The sequence below is a fragment of the Flavobacterium procerum genome, assembly GCF_042431625.1.
Taxonomy (GTDB): Bacteria; Bacteroidota; Bacteroidia; order Flavobacteriales; family Flavobacteriaceae; genus Flavobacterium; species Flavobacterium procerum.
The window spans coordinates 380,143-400,525 of the sequence record NZ_JBHLYW010000008.1; the positions used below are offsets into that span (position 1 = coordinate 380,143).

General features: G+C 33.6%; 21 protein-coding genes. 5 read left to right on the forward strand and 16 right to left on the reverse strand.

Annotation, left to right across the window (positions count from 1 at the left end):
* The first annotated feature begins 36 nt into the window (after window positions 1-36).
* Window positions 37-2,640: an AsmA-like C-terminal region-containing protein gene (locus ACFFLS_RS11065; RefSeq protein ID WP_379684873.1), complete on the forward strand. Its 2,604-nt coding sequence runs from the start codon at window positions 37-39 to the stop codon at window positions 2,638-2,640.
* A gap of 90 nt (window positions 2,641-2,730) precedes the next feature.
* Here ACFFLS_RS11065 and ACFFLS_RS11070 read toward each other — a convergent pair whose 3' ends face one another.
* Both ACFFLS_RS11070 and ACFFLS_RS11075 read right to left on the reverse strand, forming a co-directional pair.
* Window positions 2,731-3,783, reverse strand: coding sequence for a glycosyltransferase family 9 protein (locus ACFFLS_RS11070; protein WP_379684871.1), 1,053 nt, complete (start codon window positions 3,781-3,783; stop codon window positions 2,731-2,733).
* A 240-nt stretch (window positions 3,784-4,023) separates the two neighbouring features.
* Entirely contained in the window at window positions 4,024-4,818 is a 795-nt protein-coding gene (locus ACFFLS_RS11075) for a DUF2797 domain-containing protein (RefSeq protein WP_379684870.1), read from the reverse strand.
* A gap of 251 nt (window positions 4,819-5,069) precedes the next feature.
* Between ACFFLS_RS11075 and ACFFLS_RS11080 the strand changes: the two genes are divergently transcribed.
* The 3 genes from ACFFLS_RS11080 (at window position 5,070) to ACFFLS_RS11090 (ending at window position 7,289) form a co-directional block, all read left to right on the forward strand.
* Window positions 5,070-6,581: a GH3 auxin-responsive promoter family protein gene (locus ACFFLS_RS11080; protein WP_379684869.1), complete on the forward strand. Its 1,512-nt coding sequence runs from the start codon at window positions 5,070-5,072 to the stop codon at window positions 6,579-6,581.
* Window positions 6,582-6,666: 85 nt separating this feature from the next.
* Window positions 6,667-7,011, forward strand: a complete 345-nt coding sequence (locus tag ACFFLS_RS11085; protein ID WP_379684867.1) for a YbbC/YhhH family protein — start codon at window positions 6,667-6,669, stop codon at window positions 7,009-7,011.
* 29 nt (window positions 7,012-7,040) lie between these two features.
* Window positions 7,041-7,289: a redox-active disulfide protein 2 gene (locus ACFFLS_RS11090; protein ID WP_379684866.1), complete on the forward strand. Its 249-nt coding sequence runs from the start codon at window positions 7,041-7,043 to the stop codon at window positions 7,287-7,289.
* Window positions 7,290-7,691: 402 nt separating this feature from the next.
* Here ACFFLS_RS11090 and serB read toward each other — a convergent pair whose 3' ends face one another.
* The 7 genes from serB to ACFFLS_RS11125 form a co-directional block, all read right to left on the reverse strand.
* Complete coding sequence (serB, locus tag ACFFLS_RS11095; protein ID WP_379684864.1) at window positions 7,692-8,921, reverse strand: phosphoserine phosphatase SerB; 1,230 nt, start codon at window positions 8,919-8,921, stop codon at window positions 7,692-7,694.
* Window positions 8,922-9,077: 156 nt separating this feature from the next.
* Complete coding sequence (locus ACFFLS_RS11100; RefSeq protein ID WP_379684863.1) at window positions 9,078-9,515, reverse strand: VOC family protein; 438 nt, start codon at window positions 9,513-9,515, stop codon at window positions 9,078-9,080.
* A gap of 32 nt (window positions 9,516-9,547) precedes the next feature.
* The gene (locus ACFFLS_RS11105) at window positions 9,548-9,985 is read right to left on the reverse strand and encodes an SRPBCC family protein (RefSeq protein WP_379684862.1); all 438 of its coding nucleotides are present in this window, start codon (window positions 9,983-9,985) and stop codon (window positions 9,548-9,550) included.
* A gap of 1 nt (window position 9,986) precedes the next feature.
* Complete coding sequence (locus tag ACFFLS_RS11110) at window positions 9,987-10,397, reverse strand: VOC family protein (protein WP_379684861.1); 411 nt, start codon at window positions 10,395-10,397, stop codon at window positions 9,987-9,989.
* Between the two features lie 126 nt (window positions 10,398-10,523).
* A complete protein-coding gene (locus ACFFLS_RS11115) occupies window positions 10,524-10,928 on the reverse strand; it encodes an SRPBCC family protein (protein WP_379684860.1) in 405 nt (134 codons plus the stop codon).
* A gap of 25 nt (window positions 10,929-10,953) precedes the next feature.
* Window positions 10,954-11,370, reverse strand: coding sequence for an SRPBCC domain-containing protein (locus tag ACFFLS_RS11120; protein WP_379684859.1), 417 nt, complete (start codon window positions 11,368-11,370; stop codon window positions 10,954-10,956).
* Window positions 11,370-11,777: a VOC family protein gene (locus ACFFLS_RS11125; protein ID WP_379684858.1), complete on the reverse strand. Its 408-nt coding sequence runs from the start codon at window positions 11,775-11,777 to the stop codon at window positions 11,370-11,372. Before ACFFLS_RS11125 ends, ACFFLS_RS11120 begins: the two co-directional genes overlap by 1 nt.
* Before the next feature lie 141 nt (window positions 11,778-11,918).
* Here ACFFLS_RS11125 and ACFFLS_RS11130 point away from each other — a divergent pair, with 141 nt between their 5' ends.
* Entirely contained in the window at window positions 11,919-12,881 is a 963-nt protein-coding gene (locus ACFFLS_RS11130; protein ID WP_379684857.1) for a GlxA family transcriptional regulator, read from the forward strand.
* 142 nt (window positions 12,882-13,023) lie between these two features.
* On the opposite strand, the gene ACFFLS_RS11135 is transcribed toward ACFFLS_RS11130, so the two are convergent.
* The 7 genes from ACFFLS_RS11135 to ACFFLS_RS11165 form a co-directional block, all read right to left on the reverse strand.
* A complete protein-coding gene (locus ACFFLS_RS11135) occupies window positions 13,024-13,680 on the reverse strand; it encodes a murein L,D-transpeptidase catalytic domain-containing protein (protein WP_379684856.1) in 657 nt (218 codons plus the stop codon).
* Between the two features lie 25 nt (window positions 13,681-13,705).
* A complete protein-coding gene (locus tag ACFFLS_RS11140; RefSeq protein WP_379684855.1) occupies window positions 13,706-14,149 on the reverse strand; it encodes a hypothetical protein in 444 nt (147 codons plus the stop codon).
* 421 nt (window positions 14,150-14,570) lie between these two features.
* The gene (locus tag ACFFLS_RS11145) at window positions 14,571-15,059 is read right to left on the reverse strand and encodes a hypothetical protein (RefSeq protein ID WP_379684854.1); all 489 of its coding nucleotides are present in this window, start codon (window positions 15,057-15,059) and stop codon (window positions 14,571-14,573) included.
* Window positions 15,047-16,531: a hypothetical protein gene (locus ACFFLS_RS11150; protein WP_379689369.1), complete on the reverse strand. Its 1,485-nt coding sequence runs from the start codon at window positions 16,529-16,531 to the stop codon at window positions 15,047-15,049. Before ACFFLS_RS11150 ends, ACFFLS_RS11145 begins: the two co-directional genes overlap by 13 nt.
* 180 nt (window positions 16,532-16,711) lie before the next feature.
* Window positions 16,712-17,944 carry an ATP-dependent Clp protease ATP-binding subunit ClpX gene (gene clpX / locus ACFFLS_RS11155; RefSeq protein ID WP_379684852.1) on the reverse strand — a complete coding sequence of 411 codons (1,233 nt, stop codon included), beginning with the start codon at window positions 17,942-17,944 and terminating at the stop codon, window positions 16,712-16,714.
* A gap of 164 nt (window positions 17,945-18,108) precedes the next feature.
* The gene (clpP, locus tag ACFFLS_RS11160; protein ID WP_379684851.1) at window positions 18,109-18,783 is read right to left on the reverse strand and encodes an ATP-dependent Clp endopeptidase proteolytic subunit ClpP; all 675 of its coding nucleotides are present in this window, start codon (window positions 18,781-18,783) and stop codon (window positions 18,109-18,111) included.
* 225 nt (window positions 18,784-19,008) lie between these two features.
* Complete coding sequence (locus ACFFLS_RS11165) at window positions 19,009-20,331, reverse strand: trigger factor (protein WP_379684850.1); 1,323 nt, start codon at window positions 20,329-20,331, stop codon at window positions 19,009-19,011.
* Window positions 20,332-20,383 lie beyond the last annotated feature (52 nt).

Here is a 20,383-nt window from a genome sequence, read left to right on the forward strand (position 1 = left end):
GAGTCGATTTTAAGTTAAACCCACAAATCTATTTATATGTCAAAGAAAATTTTAAAAATAACCGCCATTGTCCTTGTGGTGTTTATTGCTGCATTATTTGCCATTCCGTATTTCTTTAAGGATCAGATTAAAGCGAAAATTACCGAAGCCATCAACGAAAGCGTCGATGCAAAAGTTAGTTTTAATGACGCTGATTTAAGTTTGTTTAAAAATTTTCCAAATGCAACCGTTGGAATTGACAAACTTGTAATCATCAACAAAGCACCTTTTGAAGGAGACACTTTGGTTTCTCTTGGGGAATTGAATTTAAAAATGAGCATAAAAGAACTTTTTAAAGGTAAAGACGAGCCTTTAAACATTCAAGGAATAAGTTCTACAAACGGATTAATCAATATTATTTTCAACAAAGACGGTGTTGGAAACTTTGATATTGCTTTAAAAGATAAAAAAGAAGAAGACAAGAGTAATGAAGAAAGTAAACCTCTTGCTTTGAAAATTCAAAATTATAAAATTGAGAATTTTACCTTTAGATATATTGACCAGGGCTCTAAAATCAAAATGGTTATTGACAGCTTAAACCATGAAGGAACAGGAGATTTTACCAATTCTAAACTAGATTTGACTACAAAATCTACTGCAAAAATTTCGCTGGACATGGATAAAATCAATTATATGAAAAACATCAAACTTACTCTTGATGCCGTTTTAGGGATTGATTTAGAAAAAAGCAAATATACGTTTAAAGAAAATAAAGCTTTAATAAACCAGCTTCCATTAGAGTTTGACGGTTTTATACAAATGGTTGAAGCTGGCCAAATCTATGATTTGAAATTTAAAACGCCCACTTCATCGTTTACCAACTTCCTTGGCCTGATTCCATCAGCTTATGCTTCAAGTTTAGAAGGCGTAAAAACCACAGGAGATTTTACTGTAAATGGTTTTGCTAAAGGACAACTGACAGACACGACGGTTCCGACGTTTAAAATCGAAATTGCCTCAAACAATTCTTCTTTCCAATATCCTAACCTTCCAAAATCGGTTCAGAATATTGTGATTGATACTAAAATCATCAATGAAACCGGAATTCTGAATGACACTTACGTGAATTTAGATAAACTTTCATTTAGAATCGATCAGGATGTTTTTAGCGCTAAAGCGAATATCAAAAACATTACTGTTAACCCAATTGTTGACGCAGCATTGAAAGGAACAATCAATCTGGCTAATCTTTCAAAAGCTTATCCAGTTAAATTAGACAAACCTTTGGCTGGTATTTTAAAAGCAGATGTTACAACCAACTTTGATATGGCTTCTGTGGAAAACAGCCAATATCAAAACATCAAAAATGCAGGAACAATAAGTTTATCAGGCTTTAAATATACCGATGAAAACAACAAATCGATGAACATCAGTACTGCTTTGGTTGAATTCAATCCTAGTAAAATCAATTTAAAACAATTTGATGCTACAACAGGAAAAAGTGATATCAGCATAAACGGAGTTTTGGAGAATTTCTATGGCTTTATGTTTAAAAAACAAGAATTGAAAGGAAACTTCAACATGAGCTCGAATCAATTGGCTATTGATGATTTTATGACTTCGGGAGAACCTGCTAAAACAGAAACAAATACGCCAGCAAAACCAGCTGAAGCCATGAAAATTCCAGCATTTTTAAATTGTACTTTAAATGCAAAAGCTACAACTGTTTTGTATGACAATTTAAAACTTAAAGATGTTTCTGGAAAATTATTAATAAAGGACGAAAAAGCAACATTAGAAAACTTTAAAACTTCAATTTTCGGAGGAACTATTGGCTTGACAGGTACCGTTTCTACTAAAGAAAAAGTACCGACTTTTGATATGAACCTAGGTTTTAATCAAGTAGATATTTCACAAACGTTTACACAGTTGGATATGATGAAAAAAATGGCTCCGATTGCAGGAATCATCAACGGAAAACTAAATTCAACCATTAAATTAAACGGTAATCTGGATGCAAAAGAATTAACCCCTGACTTAAAATCGATTTCTGGAGATTTGTTAGGACAATTGTTATCTACAACCGTAAATGCTCAAAACTCTACACTTTTGAGTTCCCTAAGTTCAAATGTTAAATTCTTAGATTTAAGCAAACTGAACTTAAATGATTTAAAAATGGCATTAAGCTTTGATAACGGAAAAGTAAATGTAAAACCATTCGACATCAAATATCAGGACATTAAAGCAACTGTAGGCGGAACGCATGGTTTTGACCAAACAATGAATTACACTATCAAATTTGATGTTCCTGCAAAATATTTAGGAACTGAGGCTAATAACTTAATTGCTAAATTATCACCAGCAGATGCAGCAAAACTGGAAAATATTCCGATTAACGCTTTGCTTACGGGTAATTTCTCTAATCCTAAAATTAGTACAGACATGAAAACTGCTGTTTCAAGTTTAACAACACAATTGGTAAACCAGCAAAAAGAAAAACTAACGCAAAAAGGTGCTGCGGCTCTAACTGATTTAATTAATAAAAACACGAAAGCAAAAGATACTACTCAAGCAGCAAAAACAGAAAAGGAGCAAAAAACCCAAGAAGCGACTAAAAAAGCAAGCGACTTGATAAATGGTCTTTTTAAGAAAAAGAATTAATTTTCTGAAGGTCATAAGCTTTGACATAAAAAAAACCTGTTCTCTAAACAAGAACAGGTTTTTTTATTTTTCAGAAACCTTACATTGAAACTAATTCTTTTTATCTAAAATTGATTTTATCGCTTTTATAAAATCTGGAACGCCCAGAACATTGGTGTCTAAACCAATACTTCCATTTCCGTAAGGCTGGTATTTTTTCAGACTTGAAACCGAAAATAATCCCGCTGTTGGAGCCTTTGAAGCGCTAGCCAAATGCATTATACCGCTGTCTGCTCCGACGAAAACATCAACATTTGACAAGACAGAGCCTATTTCGCGAACATCTTTACTATAAAAACTTGGCGCTTCAAAATTGATTTGTGAAACATTTTCAACAGGAAGCACTTCAAAGATATTATAATCGGAAAATTCGTTTTTTAATGCCGTGTAAAAATCAGCCCACCAGGAAACACAATAGCATTTTTCGCCTGTAGCAAAAGTAAAAATCGCAATTGTCTTTTTATTTGGGTCAATAATATCGTTTAAGATTTTCTTGCCATTTATTTTTTCAGCCTCAGACAATTTTAAATCTAAAAGTGCAATAGGCCCCTTTTTATCTTCAAGACCAAACTGACTTAAAAAATACCTGAAATTGTAAACAGGATATTTTGCAATATGATCGTAATCGTTAAAATCTAGTTGAACATTTTCGGGCAGGTCGCCAAAAAATTTGTATTTAGCAGTCGAAAACTTCACGGCAAGTCTTCCAGAAGAAGAATTCTGATCGACATTAAGAACCAAATCGTAGTTTTGTCTTCTAATTAATGTCCAGACTTTTATATATTTTATTAATTCTTTAAAAGGCTTTTTAGGAAGATCGATAATCTTATCGATGTTGTCATACTTTTCAAAAACAATCGGAGCTAGAGTTCCTTTTACAAACAGGTCAATAGTACAGTTCGGAAATGTTTGGCTCACTTCCTGAATAAGCGGCGTAATAAGCAGTAAGTTTCCTAATCTTCCGTTGGGTCTACAGATTAGTACTTTTTTAACTTTGCTTGTATCTATTAATCCGCTTTTTCGAGTGTTTGCATTTCCAATATTCTTGGTCAGGCTTCGCATTAAACTGCGCCTGACCTCGTTAACTCTTTTTAAGTTAGCCATTCATTAAACTGTTTTTAGAAATTAAATTTTATCAACATTATTTGATTCAATTCGATCAAATATAAGTTAAATTTTTCCTAAAATTAAAATCTTTGAATAAGCTAACATTACAAAATTGTAAAATAATTTATCAAAATTCACATCATTCACTTTTAGAGGACGTTAAAATACAATGAATCTGACACAAATTTTGTAACAATAGACGTACTGCTTCTAAAAATAGACGAACAGGTGGTTTGACTAGATATTTATAGTAACAACATATCCTTCGGATCCGCGTACATTAAAAACGGTCCCGTTTTCAAAAATTAGATATTGCCCTTTAATTCCTACTAGTTTTCCTTGAAAAGAAGGCGTTTTTTCGAGATTCAGACTGGCAACTTTAGCTGGATAATTTAGAACCGGATATTTCATTTCATAAACATCATTTTTTTCACTGAAAAAGTATTCCTTAACCTCAGCAGGAAGCAGGTCTTCTATTTTTGATTTCTCCACAATCAAATCACAAGATTCGCCATTATACGAAAGCATTTTACGCCAATTGGTTTTATCTGTATAGTGATTTTTCAATGCAACCTCAGTAATTCCTGCTAAATAACGGTTTGGAACTTCTACCAATGCTATTGCTTGCGTTGCTCCCTGATCTATCCAACGTGTCGGAATCTGGGTTTTTCGTGTAACTCCTACTTTAACTTCTGTCGCGACTGCCAGATAAACGACATGAGGTTGTAATTGCACCTTGCTTTCATAATCGAGATCACGATCGGCAATTCCTAAATGCGCTGTACTTAATTCGGGCCTCATAATCCAATCGCCTACTGCAGGACTTGAGTAAAAACAATCGTAACAAAATCCTTGTCTGAATATTTTTTTCTTCTTACCGCAGTTTAGGCATTGGTAACCTGTAAAATTGATTTCAATTTCTTTATTCAATAGCTGGTTTACATTTAGAAAACTATCTTCAAAAACCAGATAATATTGAATCGGATCTCCAAATTCGGTCTGCATTTTGGCAAGAACACCTTGATATGTCATTTTAAAATTAAGGTTTTAGGTTTATGAATTAAGGTTTAAACAGCACTTTTCAGTTTCAAATTTTCGAAATTTAAAATTGAAATTACGTAAAATCTTTTCGCTTAAACAGGGTGTTTTTTTTTACAAAAAACATTATTTTTGATACAACGGCAAAGTTACTATTTGTCTATTTATATTCAAATTTAAAATATCCAGTTTTTATGTTAAGGCATAAAAATCTCAAAATAATAATTTAAAATTCAACTATATTCATGCCTTTATCCATAATCAATTCGTTTGCTTCATGGGTCCTTAAACAAAGGATACACCAGATAGAACTTTTTCTAAAATATCCGAATGAAGTTCAGGAAGAATTACTGCACAACTTATTGACAGCATCAGAGAATACGGTTATAGGCAGGCAATATGAATTTTCAACCATAAATTCGTACCAGACTTTTGCCGAAAGAGTTCCGATTGCCACTTACGAAGAATTGCAGCCTTTGATTGAACGAACACGTCAAGGCGAACAAGGTGTGTTTTGGGAAGCGCCAATAAAATGGTTTGCAAAATCGAGCGGTACTACAAACGCGAAAAGCAAATTTATCCCAGTAAGCAACGAGGCGCTTGAAGATTGCCATTATAAAGGCAGTAAAGACTTGCTTTGTTTGTATTTGAATAATAACGAAGATTCTGAATTGTTCTTGGGAAAAAGTCTTCGCTTAGGCGGAAGTTCTCAGATATATGAAAACAACAATACTTTCTTTGGTGATTTGTCGGCAATTCTGATTGAAAACATGCCAATCTGGGCTGAATTCAGCAGTACTCCAAGCAGCAAAACCTCATTAATGAGCGAATGGGAGACCAAAATTGCGGCGATTATCAATGAAACAAAAAACGAAAATGTAACCAGTTTTGCAGGAGTTCCTTCGTGGATGCTGGTTTTAATGAATAAAGTTTTAGAAAATACAGGAAAACAAAGCCTACTCGAACTTTGGCCAAATCTCGAAGTTTACTTTCACGGCGGTGTAAGTTTTTCGCCTTATCGAGATCAGTACAAAAAGATACTTCCGAGTAACGATTTCAAATATTACGAAATTTATAATGCATCCGAAGGCTTTTTTGCCATTCAGGACCTTAACAATTCGAGCGATTTATTATTAATGTTGGATTATGGAATTTTCTATGAATTTATTGCAATGGAAACTTTCGGCACTCCAAATCAAAAAGTTATTCGTCTTGCCGATGTTGAATTGCATAAAAATTATGCCATTGTAATCACGACCAATTCAGGATTATGGCGTTATTTGATTGGTGATACGGTGCGTTTTACTTCGCTAAATCCTTATCGAATAAGAGTTACCGGACGAACCAAACATCACATTAATGTTTTTGGCGAAGAATTAATGGTCGAAAATACCGATCAGGCAATTGCAAAAGCCTGCCAGATTACACAAACAGAAGTGATTGATTATACGGTTGCGCCAATTTTTATGCAGGACAAAGAGAAAGGTGCCCATGAATGGATGATAGAATTCAAGAAAAAACCGGCTGATGTTGGCCTTTTCCAAAAAGTTTTAGACGAAACGCTACAGACCCTAAATTCTGATTACGAGGCCAAACGTTACAACAATATGACGCTGAATCCTTTGGTAATTAATGTCGCGAGAGAAAACCTTTTTTATGATTGGCTAAAGGAACGTAACAAATTGGGTGGACAACATAAGATTCCGAGACTTTCTAATCAAAGAGATTATTTGGAACAATTGAAGGAAATGCGTTAATTATATTCCTGTTATTTTGATTTATAAAATTGTGTCTAAAAAAAGACATTATCGCAAAGTTTTAATCCTAATTCTTTTGATCATAATGTTTAACAACTGTTCTGAAATCACGCATTTAAAATTAGGAAGAGAAGTTGCAGAAAGGGAATTAAAAGATGCCCTTAATGAAAGCTCTATTAAACAGAATATCGTTGACGGAAAAGAGTTAACAATAAAAAATAAGAATACTGCAATCGAAGTTGCAGAGCCTATTCTTTTCGAAATTTATGGAGAATCTCATATTAAAGACCAAAAACCTTACGAAGCTTATTTAATTGACAATTATTGGGTAATTAACGGAACGCTGCCTATAGGAATGGTTGGAGGTGGTTTTTTAATCATAATTGATGCTCGGGATTCAAAAGTTCTAAAAGTCACTCATTACAAATAAGCATTTAATTTTTTTAATAAATTATACAAATGAAAAAGAAGTTTAACGAAATGACTAACGAAGAACTAGTCAAAACGCAGAAATCATTAAAAATGGTGACCTATTTATTTGGTGTTATTTTACTTCTTTTATTCGGCCTCAACATCTTTCTTATTGCCAACAAAGGCTTTAGCGCTTCTAATGTTATTCCGATTGCATTGCTTCCTGTTTTTATTTTGAATATGAATACTCTAAAGGAAATTAAAAAGGAATTGGAATCGAGAGAACAGCAATCCTAAATTATTAAAACATAAAACTCCTTATTGAATTGCCACTAACTTTAGTTAGTGGTTAAAAGAATGTCACCTATTTATGGGCTTTAGCCAAATTTTACAGTGTGGCAACTTTGGCTAAAGCCATTTCCAGCATCATCTCTTTATTCCTCCAGCTAAAGCAGGAGGCAATTTCCTTAAATCTTTTTTACTTTAAAAACGATAATTCCACTAAACCCGCATGAGGGATAGGAGTGGAAATCCTTTTGTGGTGGGGTTCACCACAAAAGATTGCAACGGATAGTCCGGCCCGGAGGGACATGCCCATATAAAAAACCTCAGCTCTTTATTTAAAAGGACTGAGGTTTTCGTTTTTTATTACTTTCGTTTGTCATTTCTCCCTTCGGTAGAAATAACAAAAATCGAATTTTACATCATATCAATATACCTATCGTGGTATCCTAAAAGATATAAAACACCGTCAAGACCTAAACTTGAAATGGATGTCGAAGCGCTTTCTTTTACTTTTGGTTTGGCGTGGAAAGCGATTCCTAAACCAGCTAAATTTAGCATTGGCAAATCGTTTGCTCCGTCGCCAACTGCTATGGTTTGATTGATATGAATTCCTTCTTTTTCGGCAATTGCTTTTAGATGTTCGGCTTTTTTCTGGCCGTCTACAATATCGCCAATATATTTTCCGGTTAGTTTTCCGTCTTTAATTTCTAATTGATTCGCATGAACATAATCGATTCCCAATTCTTTTTGAAGATATTCTCCGAAATAAGTAAATCCTCCTGAAAGAATTGCAGTTTTATAACCGTAATACTTTAGCGCTTTCATTAAACGATGCGCTCCTTTAGTAATTGGAAGCCTCTTGGCTACATCTTGCAATACTTCTTCGCTCAAACCTTCGAGCAATGCCATACGCTTTTTAAAACTTTCGTTAAAATCAATTTCACCGTTCATAGCCGATTCTGTAATTGCTCTTACTTGATCTCCTACTCCGTTTAGTTCTGCAAGTTCATCAATAACTTCAGTTTGTATTAATGTAGAATCCATATCGAAACAAACTAAACGGCGGTTTCTTCTGTAAATATTGTCTTCTTGGAAAGAAATATCGACATTGAGTGTTCTGGAAATTTCCATAAAACTGGCGGTCATGATAATCTTATTTACAATTTCTCCAGTTACAGACAACTGAATACAAGAACGCGGATATTCTTCTTTTTCTACAATAGAAGTACGGCCAGTCAACCTTACGATAGAATCAATATTTAGGTTTTGGTCTGACATTATTTTTGTTACTGCCGCTAATTGTGAAGCAGCCAGTTTTTCTCCCAAAATATTGATGATATAACGTTGTTTGGATTGTGATTTGACCCATTTTTCGTAATCATCTATAGAAATCGGAATAAATTTTACTTTGATCTCAAGTTCATAAGCCTTAAACAATAAATCTTTTAGAACTGGTGCTGAACTTGAGCCAGCAGCAATTTCGAATAAGATTCCTAAAGAAAGCGTGTCGTGAATATCGGCCTGGCCTATATCTAAAATATTTGCATCGTAAGCCGCCAATACTGCTGTTAAGCCTGCTGTAACCCCTATTTTATCGTGTCCTGAAACTTTTAATAAAATAATTTCTTTATCTTCTGCTGCCATTTTATAGTCTTGGTTTTGAAGCGACAAAAATCGGCAATCTTCGGTTGATAAAAAAGAATAATCTTTGTTTTTTTGAAAAGAAAAAGCACATTTTCATGTGCTTTTTCAAGTAATTTAACAATTCTGTTCTACTATTAAAATAACGTAACTTTTTGCTTATTTATTTGGCTCTTTTTCATCAAAATTCACCATCCAGTTTACACCAAATTTATCTTGGAACATTCCAAAATAAGCGCCCCAAAAAGTTTTATTCATTGGCATTTCTACTCTTCCTCCCGCAGAAAGTCCGTTAAAAATACGGTCTGCTTCTTCGGTGCTTTCCGTATTGATGGATATTGAAAAGTTGCTTCCAAAAGTTACATCGCCATATTTCGGGTGACTGTCGCTTCCCATTAAGGTAGTTTCTCCAATTGGCAAACACACATGCATCACTCTGTTTGCATCTTCTTCAGAAAGAGGCGAATCTCCCTCTTCTGCTGGAGCGTCTTTAAATTTTCCTATGTATGGAAATTCTCCTCCAAAAACGGATTTATAAAATAAAAATGCTTCTTCACAAGTTCCGTTAAATAATAAATATGGATTTATTGCTGCCATGGTTGTTTCTGTTTTTTGTTTGTTGTCAAAATTTATTTTTCTGAAAGTTCTTTTACTACTTCTAATCCTTTTGGAAAAGCTTCCTTAAAATAATCGATGTGTTTTTCGATTACGTCAACCGCTACTTCAAGCTCCACTTCATCTCCTTTCTGAGTCAATCGATACGTTTCCATTGCACCGCTCCATTTTTCCGTTTCTTCGTTGGGAGGCACTTCTTTAAAATCTTTAACTTCGCCAAGATGTTTAAAAGCCATATAATCATTTAGAATTTTGGTCTCAATCATACTATTCATTCCTGCTCCGCTTGGTCCTAAAAAATAAATCTTATCGCCTTCGTTCCAATTCGATTCAGCATAACTTCCTTCGCAGAAAGCGCTAGTCCATTTTCGGTACGATTCATCGTTCCATAAGACATCCCAGATTTTTTCTCTCGATGCCTTAATGCTGCTATTAAATTTAAGTGTTTCCATATCAATTTGGTAATTTGCTAAAATCCATATACAAAACATTCCATCGATGACCATCTAAATCTGCAAAACCACATCCGTACATCCAGTCTTGGCTCTCGGCTGGAGGCGAAAAAACGGTTCCACCTGCTTCTATTACTTTTTCAGCTAATTCGTCTACTTCTTCTCTGCTCTCTGCATCAATCGAAATCAGAATTTCTGATCCGGCCTTGGTATCTGTAAGTCCGTTCTGAGAAAAACTGGAAAATAACATTTCTTCAAAAAGCATTACTACAAAATTGCTTTCGCCTACAACCATACAAGTAGAACTTGGAGTATCATGCTGTTCGTTAAACGAAAATCCAATTTTCCAAAAAAAATCTTTCGCTTTTGCTACATCCTTTACAGGAAGATTTAACCATATTTGCTTTGTCATCGTTTTTGTTTTTTTTTGTGGGTTAGATAATTATTTTTCTTCTTTTTTTAAACCATATAAGTAATATAAGTTAATTCCTTTGTCACTTTGTCTCTCTGTAGCTTTGCAACTTTGTACCTTCGAAACCTAGTTAGCTTCAGCGTAAGCTTTAAAATTATCCAAAATAGCCTGCCAGCCACCACGCTGCATATCTTCTGGATTTTCTGATTCTGGATCAAAATTTTCAGTTATTTCAACACCTTTTGGAGTTTCTTTAAAACTGATTTCGACTTTTCTTCCGTCTCCCATCGTATAATTTATGGCTTGATTTTCTTTAACCAAAGTATATTCGCCTACAAAATCAAAACTCATGCTGCCGTCTTTTGCTGCCATAGTCGTTGAGAATTTACCTCCTTCTCTTAAATCATTTTCTGCGCGAGGCGAATGCCATTCTGGAGAGGCAAATGCCCATTTTGTAATATGTTCTGGTTTATTCCAAAATTCCCAAACCTTTTCAATTGATGCGTTAACTGTCGTTTTTATTGTGATCATTTCTAGTGCTTTTAAAATTATTTAGTTAATTGTTCTCATCTGCTTCGACATAACTTTTAAAATTATCAATTACCGCCTGACACCACTGTCTCTGTATGTTTTCTGGAATTGCTCCCTCAGGTTCAAACATTTCGATGAGCATTACAGAATCATTATTTTCATTAAAATGAATGCTTCCTGTCCTATTATCAGAGAGCTTATATTCAATTAACGAAAAAATCTTGACATCGGTATAAACACCTTCAAAATCAAAACCTTGGCTTTCGTCTTTTGTTTTCATGACATATTTAAACTTGCCTCCTATTCTTAAATCATTTTCAACCGCAACAGTATGCCAGTCTTCAGAAGGATGATTCCATTTAACAATGTGTTCCGGTAAAGTCCAGAATTCCCATGCTTTTTCTTTTGGAACATCAATGAACGTTTTTACTGTAATCATCATTACATTGTCGGAATTTGGCTTTCATCCATAAAAAACACCTCCCAGTGATGCCCGTCAACATCTAAAAAAGTTCTTTGGTACATCCAACCATAATCTTTTGCTTCGATATAATCTATTCCTCCAGCTTTAATTGCTTTTTCTATCATTGCATCTACTTGTTCACGCGAATCTAGAGAAATCGAAATAAGAACTTCACTGGTTGTAGCTGCATCACAAATTTTCTTCTTGGTAAAAGTTTGATAAAACTCTTCTACCAAAAGCATTACAAATATATTATCGTCAATAACTAGACAAGCTCCCTTTTCATTTGTGAATTTTGGATTGGTCGAAAAACCAAGTTCATTATAAAAATTTACTGCCTTGTTTAAATCTTTTACAGCAAGATTTAAGAAGATTTTTGTTTTCATCTTTATAAAATTACGAATTAATTAAAACAAATTTAATTTTTTAAGATTAGTTTAAAATACCAATAAAAGTCATTTTTAGGGTCATTTAAGACAAAATATTTATTTTTGTAAAGAAGTTGATTTCCAAAAAACCAAAATATCATGAGCAGAAAAGTAGGATTGATAGTGCCGTACGATTATAAATTGCTGAGTATCGCGGCAATTTTAGAAGTTTTTGAAACTGCAAATAAATTGAGTAAAGAATCTCAAAAGCCATTTGAAATAATGCTTTTTCAGTCGGCAGAACAAATAGCTGAAAAAGATTTTTTTGGACATAAAATTAATCCTATAGAGAATTCAACGGATTTAGACCTCATCTTGATTCCGGCTTTTACAACCGATAATATGAGCGAAATGATTGCAAGAAATCGCCACTTTATTCCATGGCTTCAAAAACAGCACAAAGCTGGAGCAGAATTGGCGAGTTTTTGTACGGGAGCATTTTTGTTTGCCGCTTCGGGATTATTAAACGAAAAACTGGCTACAACCCATGTCGATGCCTGCAGCGCATTTACAAAAGCTTTTCCGATGGTAAAGCTAAAGCCCGAAGAAACCCTTACGGCAGACGGGAGCTTATATACCAGTGGCGGTTCGACTTCTACGTTTCATTTATTAATTCTTTTGGTTCAGAAATTCTGCGGAAACGAAATTGCTGTTCAGATTGCCAAAATTTTTTCAATCGACCTGAATCGTTACAAACAGAGTTATTTCAGTACTTTCAGACCAAATCATCTTCATAATGACGCTTTGGTGGCCCAATTACAACAAAAAATAGAAAACCAGTATCACAGTATCGAAAAGCTCGAAGAAATCACAAAAGACATTCCCACCAGTGCCCGAAACATGACACGCCGTTTTAAACAAGTTACGGGAATTCCGCCAATTGAATACCTGCAAAATGTAAGAGTTGAAAGTTCAAAGAGATATTTGGAACAAACCCAGCTTTCAATTTCAGAAATCATCGAAAAAACAGGATATACTGACCCCAAAGCTTTCCGAAAAGTGTTTTATAAAATGGTTGGTATGAAACCTATTGAATATAGAGAAAAATTTAGGGTACAGTAATTTTTAGGAGCAAATCGATTCGTTTTCAAAAGAACCTTTGGTCCTGCTCTCCACTATATCTTTTGCTCTGAACCCCAAAGCAAAAGGATGCCGTTTCGACCAGGACTAATTAGAAAGTTCTATTTTCATAAGTTCGAAAAAATCAGGACTTAATAATCCACATTAAAACTTTTTTATTCGTTTTCAAAAGTTCATCGATTTCTTTCATACTTTCATTAGAAACAGCTGGACAACCCCAGCCTTCTGGAGTTCCTTCTGGAAAAACCTCGTCATTCTGAATCGCATCCCAAGAATGCAGCACAATGGCACGATTTAGAGCATTTGAATTTGTTTTGTCTTTACCTAAAAGCAGATAATTAACTTTTATTCCCCATTGACTGACACCTCGAGTCGAAATCAGATATTTTCCAAGAGAAGAACAATGCGAATCAGGCTCATTGCTTATTTTCGCATTTTCTTTGGTTGCGGTACCGCTCCAATCAGAATCACCACAACCGTGACTCACTGTATACGCTTTTACAATTTTACTTTTCTTGAAATCGTAAACAAAAAATCTTTTGAGTCCTGAATGTTTTCCTAAATCAATCAGAAAAAACAAATTCTGATTGTAATTCCTTTTTTTAGTGTATTCCAAAGCTTCTTTAAAATACAAATTGTAGTTTATCTCTTTGTTTTCTTCTTCATCTGCAATTGCAATACTATTCGAAGTATTTTCATTTTTTAAGAGTGATAATTTCTTCTCTGTCTTTGTGCAAGACCAAAAACTGATTAGAGCAAATAAAACTGTAATGACTTTCATGTTGTGACTCGGGAAAAACTTTTGTTTAATACGTTAGAAAAAATGCCCATTCTCCTTTTAAAATATAGGTGAATGAAAATATTTTGTTTTCTTTTAAGCAAACATAAAAAATAGGATTGCTGTTATGAGTAATGACATACGCATCTGCAGGTTCGTGCAAAAATCTAATCTTCTCCTCTTTAAAATCAGGATAACTTACAATTTGGAAATCAAATTTTGTTAATGATTTACTATTTTCTTTTTTAAAATCTGCTAAAAGCGCTTCAAAGAATTTCATCCGTTCCTTATTAGAAACTTTAGCATCTTTAACCTGCTCAAAATAAATATACTGATCTGCGATGAACTTTGCTGGTTTGTTTTCAGTAAAAACTGCTTTCAGAAAATCTTTTATTACAATCGTTTTTTCCTGACTGAAAATCGTCGTCGCAGAAAACAGCAACATAAACAACAGCAATTTCGTTTTTCTCATAATCCATTTTTTAAAAACGAATATAAAGAAAATATCTACAGATTATTGTTTTTAGAAGTTTAATACAGTCATTTCAAAAAAACCTATTCAAACTAATGAACAGGTTTTTAAAAGTAAACTTTGTCAAAGTTTTGAACTTTGACAAAAATCAATCAACAATATCCAGAATGTTTGTTTTCCATTTTAAATAACTCCCATCTTTTAATTTATGAATGATATAAATAGGATTTCGTACAAAATAAATACTATCTTGAAATTGCTTTGTTCTTTAAATCTAAAAGAACTACCATATCATTTTGTTTTTTTACTGCCTGAGAAAATGATAAACTGAAACAATTTAGAGATAAAAAACAAAAATTGTTTTTATGAGTATCTTGATGTGTATTTACATTTTAAATAACAAGAATTTGAAAATACATCCCTACAATTTTTCAGGCACAATTGTTTCCCATCTCAGATATGTTCCGTCTTTTTGTTTATGAATTATATATACCATTGGTGTTGAAACATAATTATGATCTTGAAATTCGGCAATTGTTAAATAGTCCAAATCTTTTATTGATTTTAATTTTTCGGGTTTAGTTACAGGATTAGACAAAAATGCGATAAATGAAACTGAAAAATCTGGCAAAAAAACACTTGATGGGTCATCAGTACTTGTTTTTCTATTTTCTATCTTCTTATTGTATTCCTTAATAGCTTTATCTCTTTCTTTTTTAGACATGTATTTTTTGTAATAAATACTAAAACTTGCTGAAGTTGTATCTTTACTAATAGAATACTTTTCTATTGCTTTATCATTCAGACTAATAAATATTGTAGTGAAGTTGTTTAATTTTTTATTCTTTTCTTGCGAAAAAGATAAATTAAAAACAAAAATGAATGCAATAACTTTTATTAATTTTGACATCGTGAGTTATTTTTAATAAAATTCGTGTAAATATTTACTAATCGCAAACGTTCCGCTTGGGAAATGTTTGCCCATGCAACAGTAGGGCGCGGAGGTAATCCTGTAATACCATTTGGCTCTCCTACTCCCATTAACCCCCACCAAGCGATAGCAGTATAAACATCTTCAGATTGTGTATTATCATACTGCTTAAGAATATCCTTAATTGTATTTATCGAAAGTTGTGCCATATATTCATGTTGAGGGTCAGAAATTGAGCCTCCAACAGGAATGTCATACCAATATCTTGTGTAATATTCTGCTATTTTAGGTTCGTCATTACGAATACTTTCAATAAATTCTTCAGACCATGGAACCTCCTTCGTTCCAGAAAGTTTCAAAAGCTTTTCGAACATTGCTGCATGTAAAATTTCATGAGCTAAATTTTTAGCTATGTTTAATGGAGGAGTATTTAATTTTTCAGGACTAAACCTAATCTCAATTAAACCATTTACAGGTTGATAAGTCACTGCACTTGCATTTGGCGCTTCGGGGATTTTTGCTACAGTCAATGTTAAATTAGCTATTGAAAAATCACCATCAAATCTTTTAAGATACTCTTGAAAAACAAGAGAGCCTCCAAGTTTTGTATACACTCCTGATACGCAAGCATTTTTCAAAAAAGAAGGATCCAAAAATATTGTAGTAAGTTTTCCAATTCCTGAGCTATTTTTAAAATTATATAATTCTAGTCTTTGATTCAACATATCATTTTTATCATACTGACCATCACAAGGGTATGGCAAAACAGTAGATGTCCTAGTTGTCGTGGTACCAATATAATTAATTGCTATTATTTTATCTCCAACTGTCCAAACATCATAACGACTAATAGTTTGATCAACAATTACAGTATAATTTCCGCCGCATTGAGGCATTTTGCCTGTTCTATCAGATTTAGAACTAAAAGCATTAATGCTCTGTATCAAAACATCTAGGTTGTCATTTTCAGAAACATTTCTTGCTTTTCCGTTATATACAGCAATTGTTCCTAGATTCTCGCCATTTAAAAGATATACATTTAAAACTCCCGAAAAATCACGCAACTTTGTTATCGTTTCAGGATAAACATTACTTCCTTTATGTGTATATACTTCGATAAAATAGGAATAAGACATCGTATCTGATTCAATCGCAACAATCTGATAGTTTAAATATTTTTCAAGAAAATTGGATTCCAGTGTACTGGCACTTTTTTCAGCTGCTGGAACTTCAAAAATTTTAAAATTATCTTTCTGTGTCTCGGTTGCTTTTTTCCAATCTATTTCTACATTTTCGGCAATATTGATATTGGTAAATTCATCAAGCTGCAATTCTTGCTTTAATTTATCTGAGCTTTTACTTTGTAGATTTTCATTGTATGTATCATTTGTACAAGATAGCGAAAAAAGCGACAGAAAAGCCCCCATTAGATAATTTGTAATTCGGTTCATTTAATGGTTATTTAGTTTATCAAAACCAAATATATAAGCTTTTTAATACAAATTACCATTTAATACAAAGAAATTGTAAGTTAAATTTTATCACAATAAAAAACCTGTTCAATCTAATGAACAGGTTTTTAAAAGTAAACTTGTCAAAGTTTTGAACTTTGACAAAGTGAAATATAGATTTTAAGAAGCGATTTCCATACGCTTCAATAAATTTTTGCTCAAAGTATGCTCTGCATATTCTTTATCGATTACAAGTGTTGTATCGCTTGAGCTTGGAAGTTCATACATGGCATCTGTTAAGATTGCTTCGCATAACGAACGTAATCCACGTGCGCCAAGTTTATATTCCAAAGCTTTGTCTACAATAAAATCTAAAGCTTCGTCGGTAATATTGAATTCAACATCATCCATTAAAAATAATTTTTGGTATTGTTTTACCAAAGCATTTTTAGGCTGTGTTAAAATGGCACGAAGTGTTTCCTTATCTAAAGGATCCATATGCGTTAAAACTGGCAAACGACCAATAATTTCTGGAATCAATCCAAAATCTTTAATGTCCTTCGGAATGATATATTGCAATAAATTGTCTTTGTCGATATTGTCTGCATTTTTAGAAGTTGAATAACCAACTGCCTGACGGTTTAAACGTTTAGAAATAATACGTTCTACACCATCAAAAGCACCTCCTGCAATAAATAGGATATTTTGGGTATTTACCTCAACAAATTTCTGGTCTGGATGTTTACGTCCTCCTTTTGGTGGTACGTTTACAACAGTTCCTTCCAGCAATTTTAATAATGCCTGTTGTACACCTTCACCAGAAACGTCACGCGTTATTGACGGATTATCGCTTTTACGTGCGATTTTATCAATCTCATCAATAAATACGATTCCTCTTTCTGCTTTGGTTACATCATAATCTGCAGCTTGCAAAAGACGAGTCAAGATACTTTCAACATCTTCTCCAACATAACCGGCTTCTGTTAATACTGTCGCATCAACAATAGCCAAAGGAACGTCTAGCATTTTTGCGATTGTTTTTGCAACCAATGTTTTTCCTGTTCCTGTTTGTCCAACCATAATGATGTTGCTCTTTTCAATCTCAACTTCATCGTCCAATTGCTGTTGCATTAAACGTTTGTAGTGATTGTAAACCGCAACCGACATTACTTTTTTTGTCTGATCCTGACCAATAACATATTGATCTAAGAAAGCTCTGATTTCTTTTGGTTTCTTTAAAATTAAGTCCCCAACAAGTTTTGCGCTTCCGCTTGATTTTAACTCTTCTAGTACAATTCCGTGTGCCTGTTCAATACACTTATCACAAATATGTGCATTGATTCCGGCAATCAATAAATTAGTTTCTGGCTTCTTTCTTCCACAAAACGAACATTCTAATACTACTTTTGCCATTCTTTATTTAAGTTTCTAAGCTGCAAAGATACTAAGTTTCTAAGCTTTTTAATTAAAACTTTAAAACTTAACTCCTTACAGCTTGATATTTTTTGTTTAAAGTTTAAAGTTTCAGGTTTCAAGTTAGCCAAAGCAACTTAAAACTTGAAACCTGAAACTAATGTTTAGCTTCTTCTCAAAACTTCATCAATCATTCCGTACTCTTTGGCTTCGTCAGCTTTCATCCAGTAGTCACGCTCACTGTCTTTATGAACTCTTTCAAATGATTGTCCTGAATGCTGTGAAATAATGTTGTACAATTCATCTTTCAATTTCAGCATTTCACGTAAGTTGATTTCCATATCTGTTGCAACTCCCTGAGCTCCTCCAGACGGCTGGTGGATCATAACTCTTGAGTGAGGTAATGCAGAACGTTTTCCTGCTGCACCTGCACATAATAGGACTGCTCCCATAGAAGCCGCCATTCCGGTACAGATTGTAGCTACGTCTGGCTTGATGTACTGCATGGTATCATAAATTCCCAAACCGGCATAAACACTTCCTCCTGGAGAGTTTAAGTAGATCTGAATATCTTTTGATGCATCAGCACTTTCTAAGAATAATAACTGTGCCTGAACAACATTGGCAATCTGGTCGTCAATTCCTGTTCCTAGGAAAATGATTCTGTCCATCATTAATCTTGAGAATACGTCCAGAATAGAAACATTCAGCTGACGCTCTTCGATAATGTTTGGAGTTAAGTTGGTTGGGGTCATTGCTGCAATGATTTTATCATAATACATTGCGTTTACTCCCTGGTGCTTTGTAGCAAATTTTTTGAATTCTTTACCGTAGTTCATATTTAAGTGTTCTAAGTTTTACGTTTATATTATTTTCTTTCATCAAAGGTTGTACCTCTTTCTAAAGGATGTCAATTTGTCCTATTTTTTTGTTTCAGGTTTCAGGTTGTTTTTGTTTCAAGTTTTACAGACAACGTGAAACCTGAAACTTGAAACAAAAACAACCTGAAAACAAAAAGCGTCGACAGAAACTGCCGACGCTCAAATATAATTATTTTTCAGAAATTATTCTCCGTAAGAAGCGGCAATAAATTCTTCGTAAGTAACTTCTTTAGTTGTTGGATTTGCTTTCTCTTTGAAGATATCTAACAATTTCGCAGCTACAACTTGCTCAGAAAGTCTTTTTACCTCATCTTGGTTAGAAAGAACTCTCGCTACAATTCCTTGAACTTCTTCGTCAGTTGGATTTGTTTGTCCGAATTGAGCCATTTGCTGTCTGATTGCGTTTGACGTAAACTCTTTCAAGTCATCAAAAGTAATTTGGATATTACTTTGCGCCATTGCTTTTCCTTCAATCAATTGGAAACGTAAACCTTTTTCAGATCTTGCGTATTCAACTTCAGCTTCTTCAGCAGTTAATTTTTTCTCTCCAACAGTTTGCAACCATTTTTTCAAGAACTCAGCTGGTAAATCAAATTTTGTGTTTTCGATTAAGAAATCCTGAACATCTAACAATAATTTTTGGTCTGCTTGCTGTGCAAATTGCGCTTCAGCATCTTCTTTAATTTTAGCTTTCAAATCTTCAAGAGAAGCTACTTTTCCTTCACCAAAAAGTCTATCAAATAATTCTTGGTTCAATTCAGCTGGCTCAGAACCGTTGATAGCTTCGATTGTAAAGTTTACTTCAACATCTAAACCATGAACACCTTCGTGACCAACTTTTAAGTAATCCATTAACTGGTGGTCGTCTTCAAATAAACCTTTTGTGCTTACAGTAACAACATCTCCAACTTTTTTACCTGTGAATTGTTTTTGAGCTTTTTTGCTGAATGCATCAACAGAAATTGTAGTTGTATTGTTGATTCCGTTTGCTTCGCTTGAGAAAGTTCCAGTTAGGTCAGATTTTGCATCTGATACTTCTTGTGGAATTGCTTTTCCAAATTGTTTTTGGATACGCTCTACTTGTCCGTCGATTAATTTATCGTCTGCAGTAACGATATATTTTACGATATTATTTTTAGCCTCAAGATCAATTTCGAAGTTTGGCACTAAACCAATTTCGTATTCAAAAGTTAATTCTTCAGCATCCCAGTTAAAATCTTCGTTTACTTTAGCAAGAGGAGTTCCTAAAAGATTTAATCTTTCAGATTGAATATAACGCTCTAAAGCCAAATCAACTACTTTTTTGATTTCTTCTTGCTTAATAGCTTTTCCGTATTGTTTTTCAACAAGATCTTTAGGCACAGCGCCTTTTCTAAATCCTTTTACTTGCGCTAAAGGCATTTTTTCGTTAATTCTTTTTGCTACTTGACCTTTATAATCCATATGAACAACGTTCATCACAATTGTCTCGTTAACAGCGTCTATTGCTACTCTTTTAATATCCATCTTCTTCTTTAATTTACATAATAAAATTGGGTTGCAAAATTATAAAATTTTT

Excerpts from the sequence above, each read along its gene's own strand:
- ACFFLS_RS11100 (WP_379684863.1), bottom strand. The coding sequence starts at position 9,515 with ATGGCAGCAATAAATCCATATTTATTATTTAACGGAACTTGTGAAGAA.
- ACFFLS_RS11130 (WP_379684857.1), top strand. The coding sequence starts at position 11,919 with ATGAGCAGAAAAGTAGGATTGATAGTGCCGTACGATTATAAATTGCTG.
- ACFFLS_RS11105 (WP_379684862.1), bottom strand. The coding sequence starts at position 9,985 with ATGGAAACACTTAAATTTAATAGCAGCATTAAGGCATCGAGAGAAAAA.
- ACFFLS_RS11145 (WP_379684854.1), bottom strand. The coding sequence starts at position 15,059 with ATGTCAAAATTAATAAAAGTTATTGCATTCATTTTTGTTTTTAATTTA.
- ACFFLS_RS11085 (WP_379684867.1), top strand. The coding sequence starts at position 6,667 with ATGTTTAACAACTGTTCTGAAATCACGCATTTAAAATTAGGAAGAGAA.
- ACFFLS_RS11090 (WP_379684866.1), top strand. The coding sequence starts at position 7,041 with ATGAAAAAGAAGTTTAACGAAATGACTAACGAAGAACTAGTCAAAACG.
- serB (WP_379684864.1), bottom strand. The coding sequence starts at position 8,921 with ATGGCAGCAGAAGATAAAGAAATTATTTTATTAAAAGTTTCAGGACAC.
- ACFFLS_RS11140 (WP_379684855.1), bottom strand. The coding sequence starts at position 14,149 with ATGAGAAAAACGAAATTGCTGTTGTTTATGTTGCTGTTTTCTGCGACG.
- ACFFLS_RS11165 (WP_379684850.1), bottom strand. The coding sequence starts at position 20,331 with ATGGATATTAAAAGAGTAGCAATAGACGCTGTTAACGAGACAATTGTG.
- ACFFLS_RS11110 (WP_379684861.1), bottom strand. The coding sequence starts at position 10,397 with ATGACAAAGCAAATATGGTTAAATCTTCCTGTAAAGGATGTAGCAAAA.
- ACFFLS_RS11115 (WP_379684860.1), bottom strand. The coding sequence starts at position 10,928 with ATGATCACAATAAAAACGACAGTTAACGCATCAATTGAAAAGGTTTGG.
- ACFFLS_RS11150 (WP_379689369.1), bottom strand. The coding sequence starts at position 16,531 with ATGAACCGAATTACAAATTATCTAATGGGGGCTTTTCTGTCGCTTTTT.
- ACFFLS_RS11080 (WP_379684869.1), top strand. The coding sequence starts at position 5,070 with ATGCCTTTATCCATAATCAATTCGTTTGCTTCATGGGTCCTTAAACAA.
- ACFFLS_RS11070 (WP_379684871.1), bottom strand. The coding sequence starts at position 3,783 with ATGGCTAACTTAAAAAGAGTTAACGAGGTCAGGCGCAGTTTAATGCGA.
- ACFFLS_RS11120 (WP_379684859.1), bottom strand. The coding sequence starts at position 11,370 with ATGATGATTACAGTAAAAACGTTCATTGATGTTCCAAAAGAAAAAGCA.
- ACFFLS_RS11065 (WP_379684873.1), top strand. The coding sequence starts at position 37 with ATGTCAAAGAAAATTTTAAAAATAACCGCCATTGTCCTTGTGGTGTTT.
- ACFFLS_RS11125 (WP_379684858.1), bottom strand. The coding sequence starts at position 11,777 with ATGAAAACAAAAATCTTCTTAAATCTTGCTGTAAAAGATTTAAACAAG.
- clpX (WP_379684852.1), bottom strand. The coding sequence starts at position 17,944 with ATGGCAAAAGTAGTATTAGAATGTTCGTTTTGTGGAAGAAAGAAGCCA.
- clpP (WP_379684851.1), bottom strand. The coding sequence starts at position 18,783 with ATGAACTACGGTAAAGAATTCAAAAAATTTGCTACAAAGCACCAGGGA.
- ACFFLS_RS11075 (WP_379684870.1), bottom strand. The coding sequence starts at position 4,818 with ATGACATATCAAGGTGTTCTTGCCAAAATGCAGACCGAATTTGGAGAT.
- ACFFLS_RS11135 (WP_379684856.1), bottom strand. The coding sequence starts at position 13,680 with ATGAAAGTCATTACAGTTTTATTTGCTCTAATCAGTTTTTGGTCTTGC.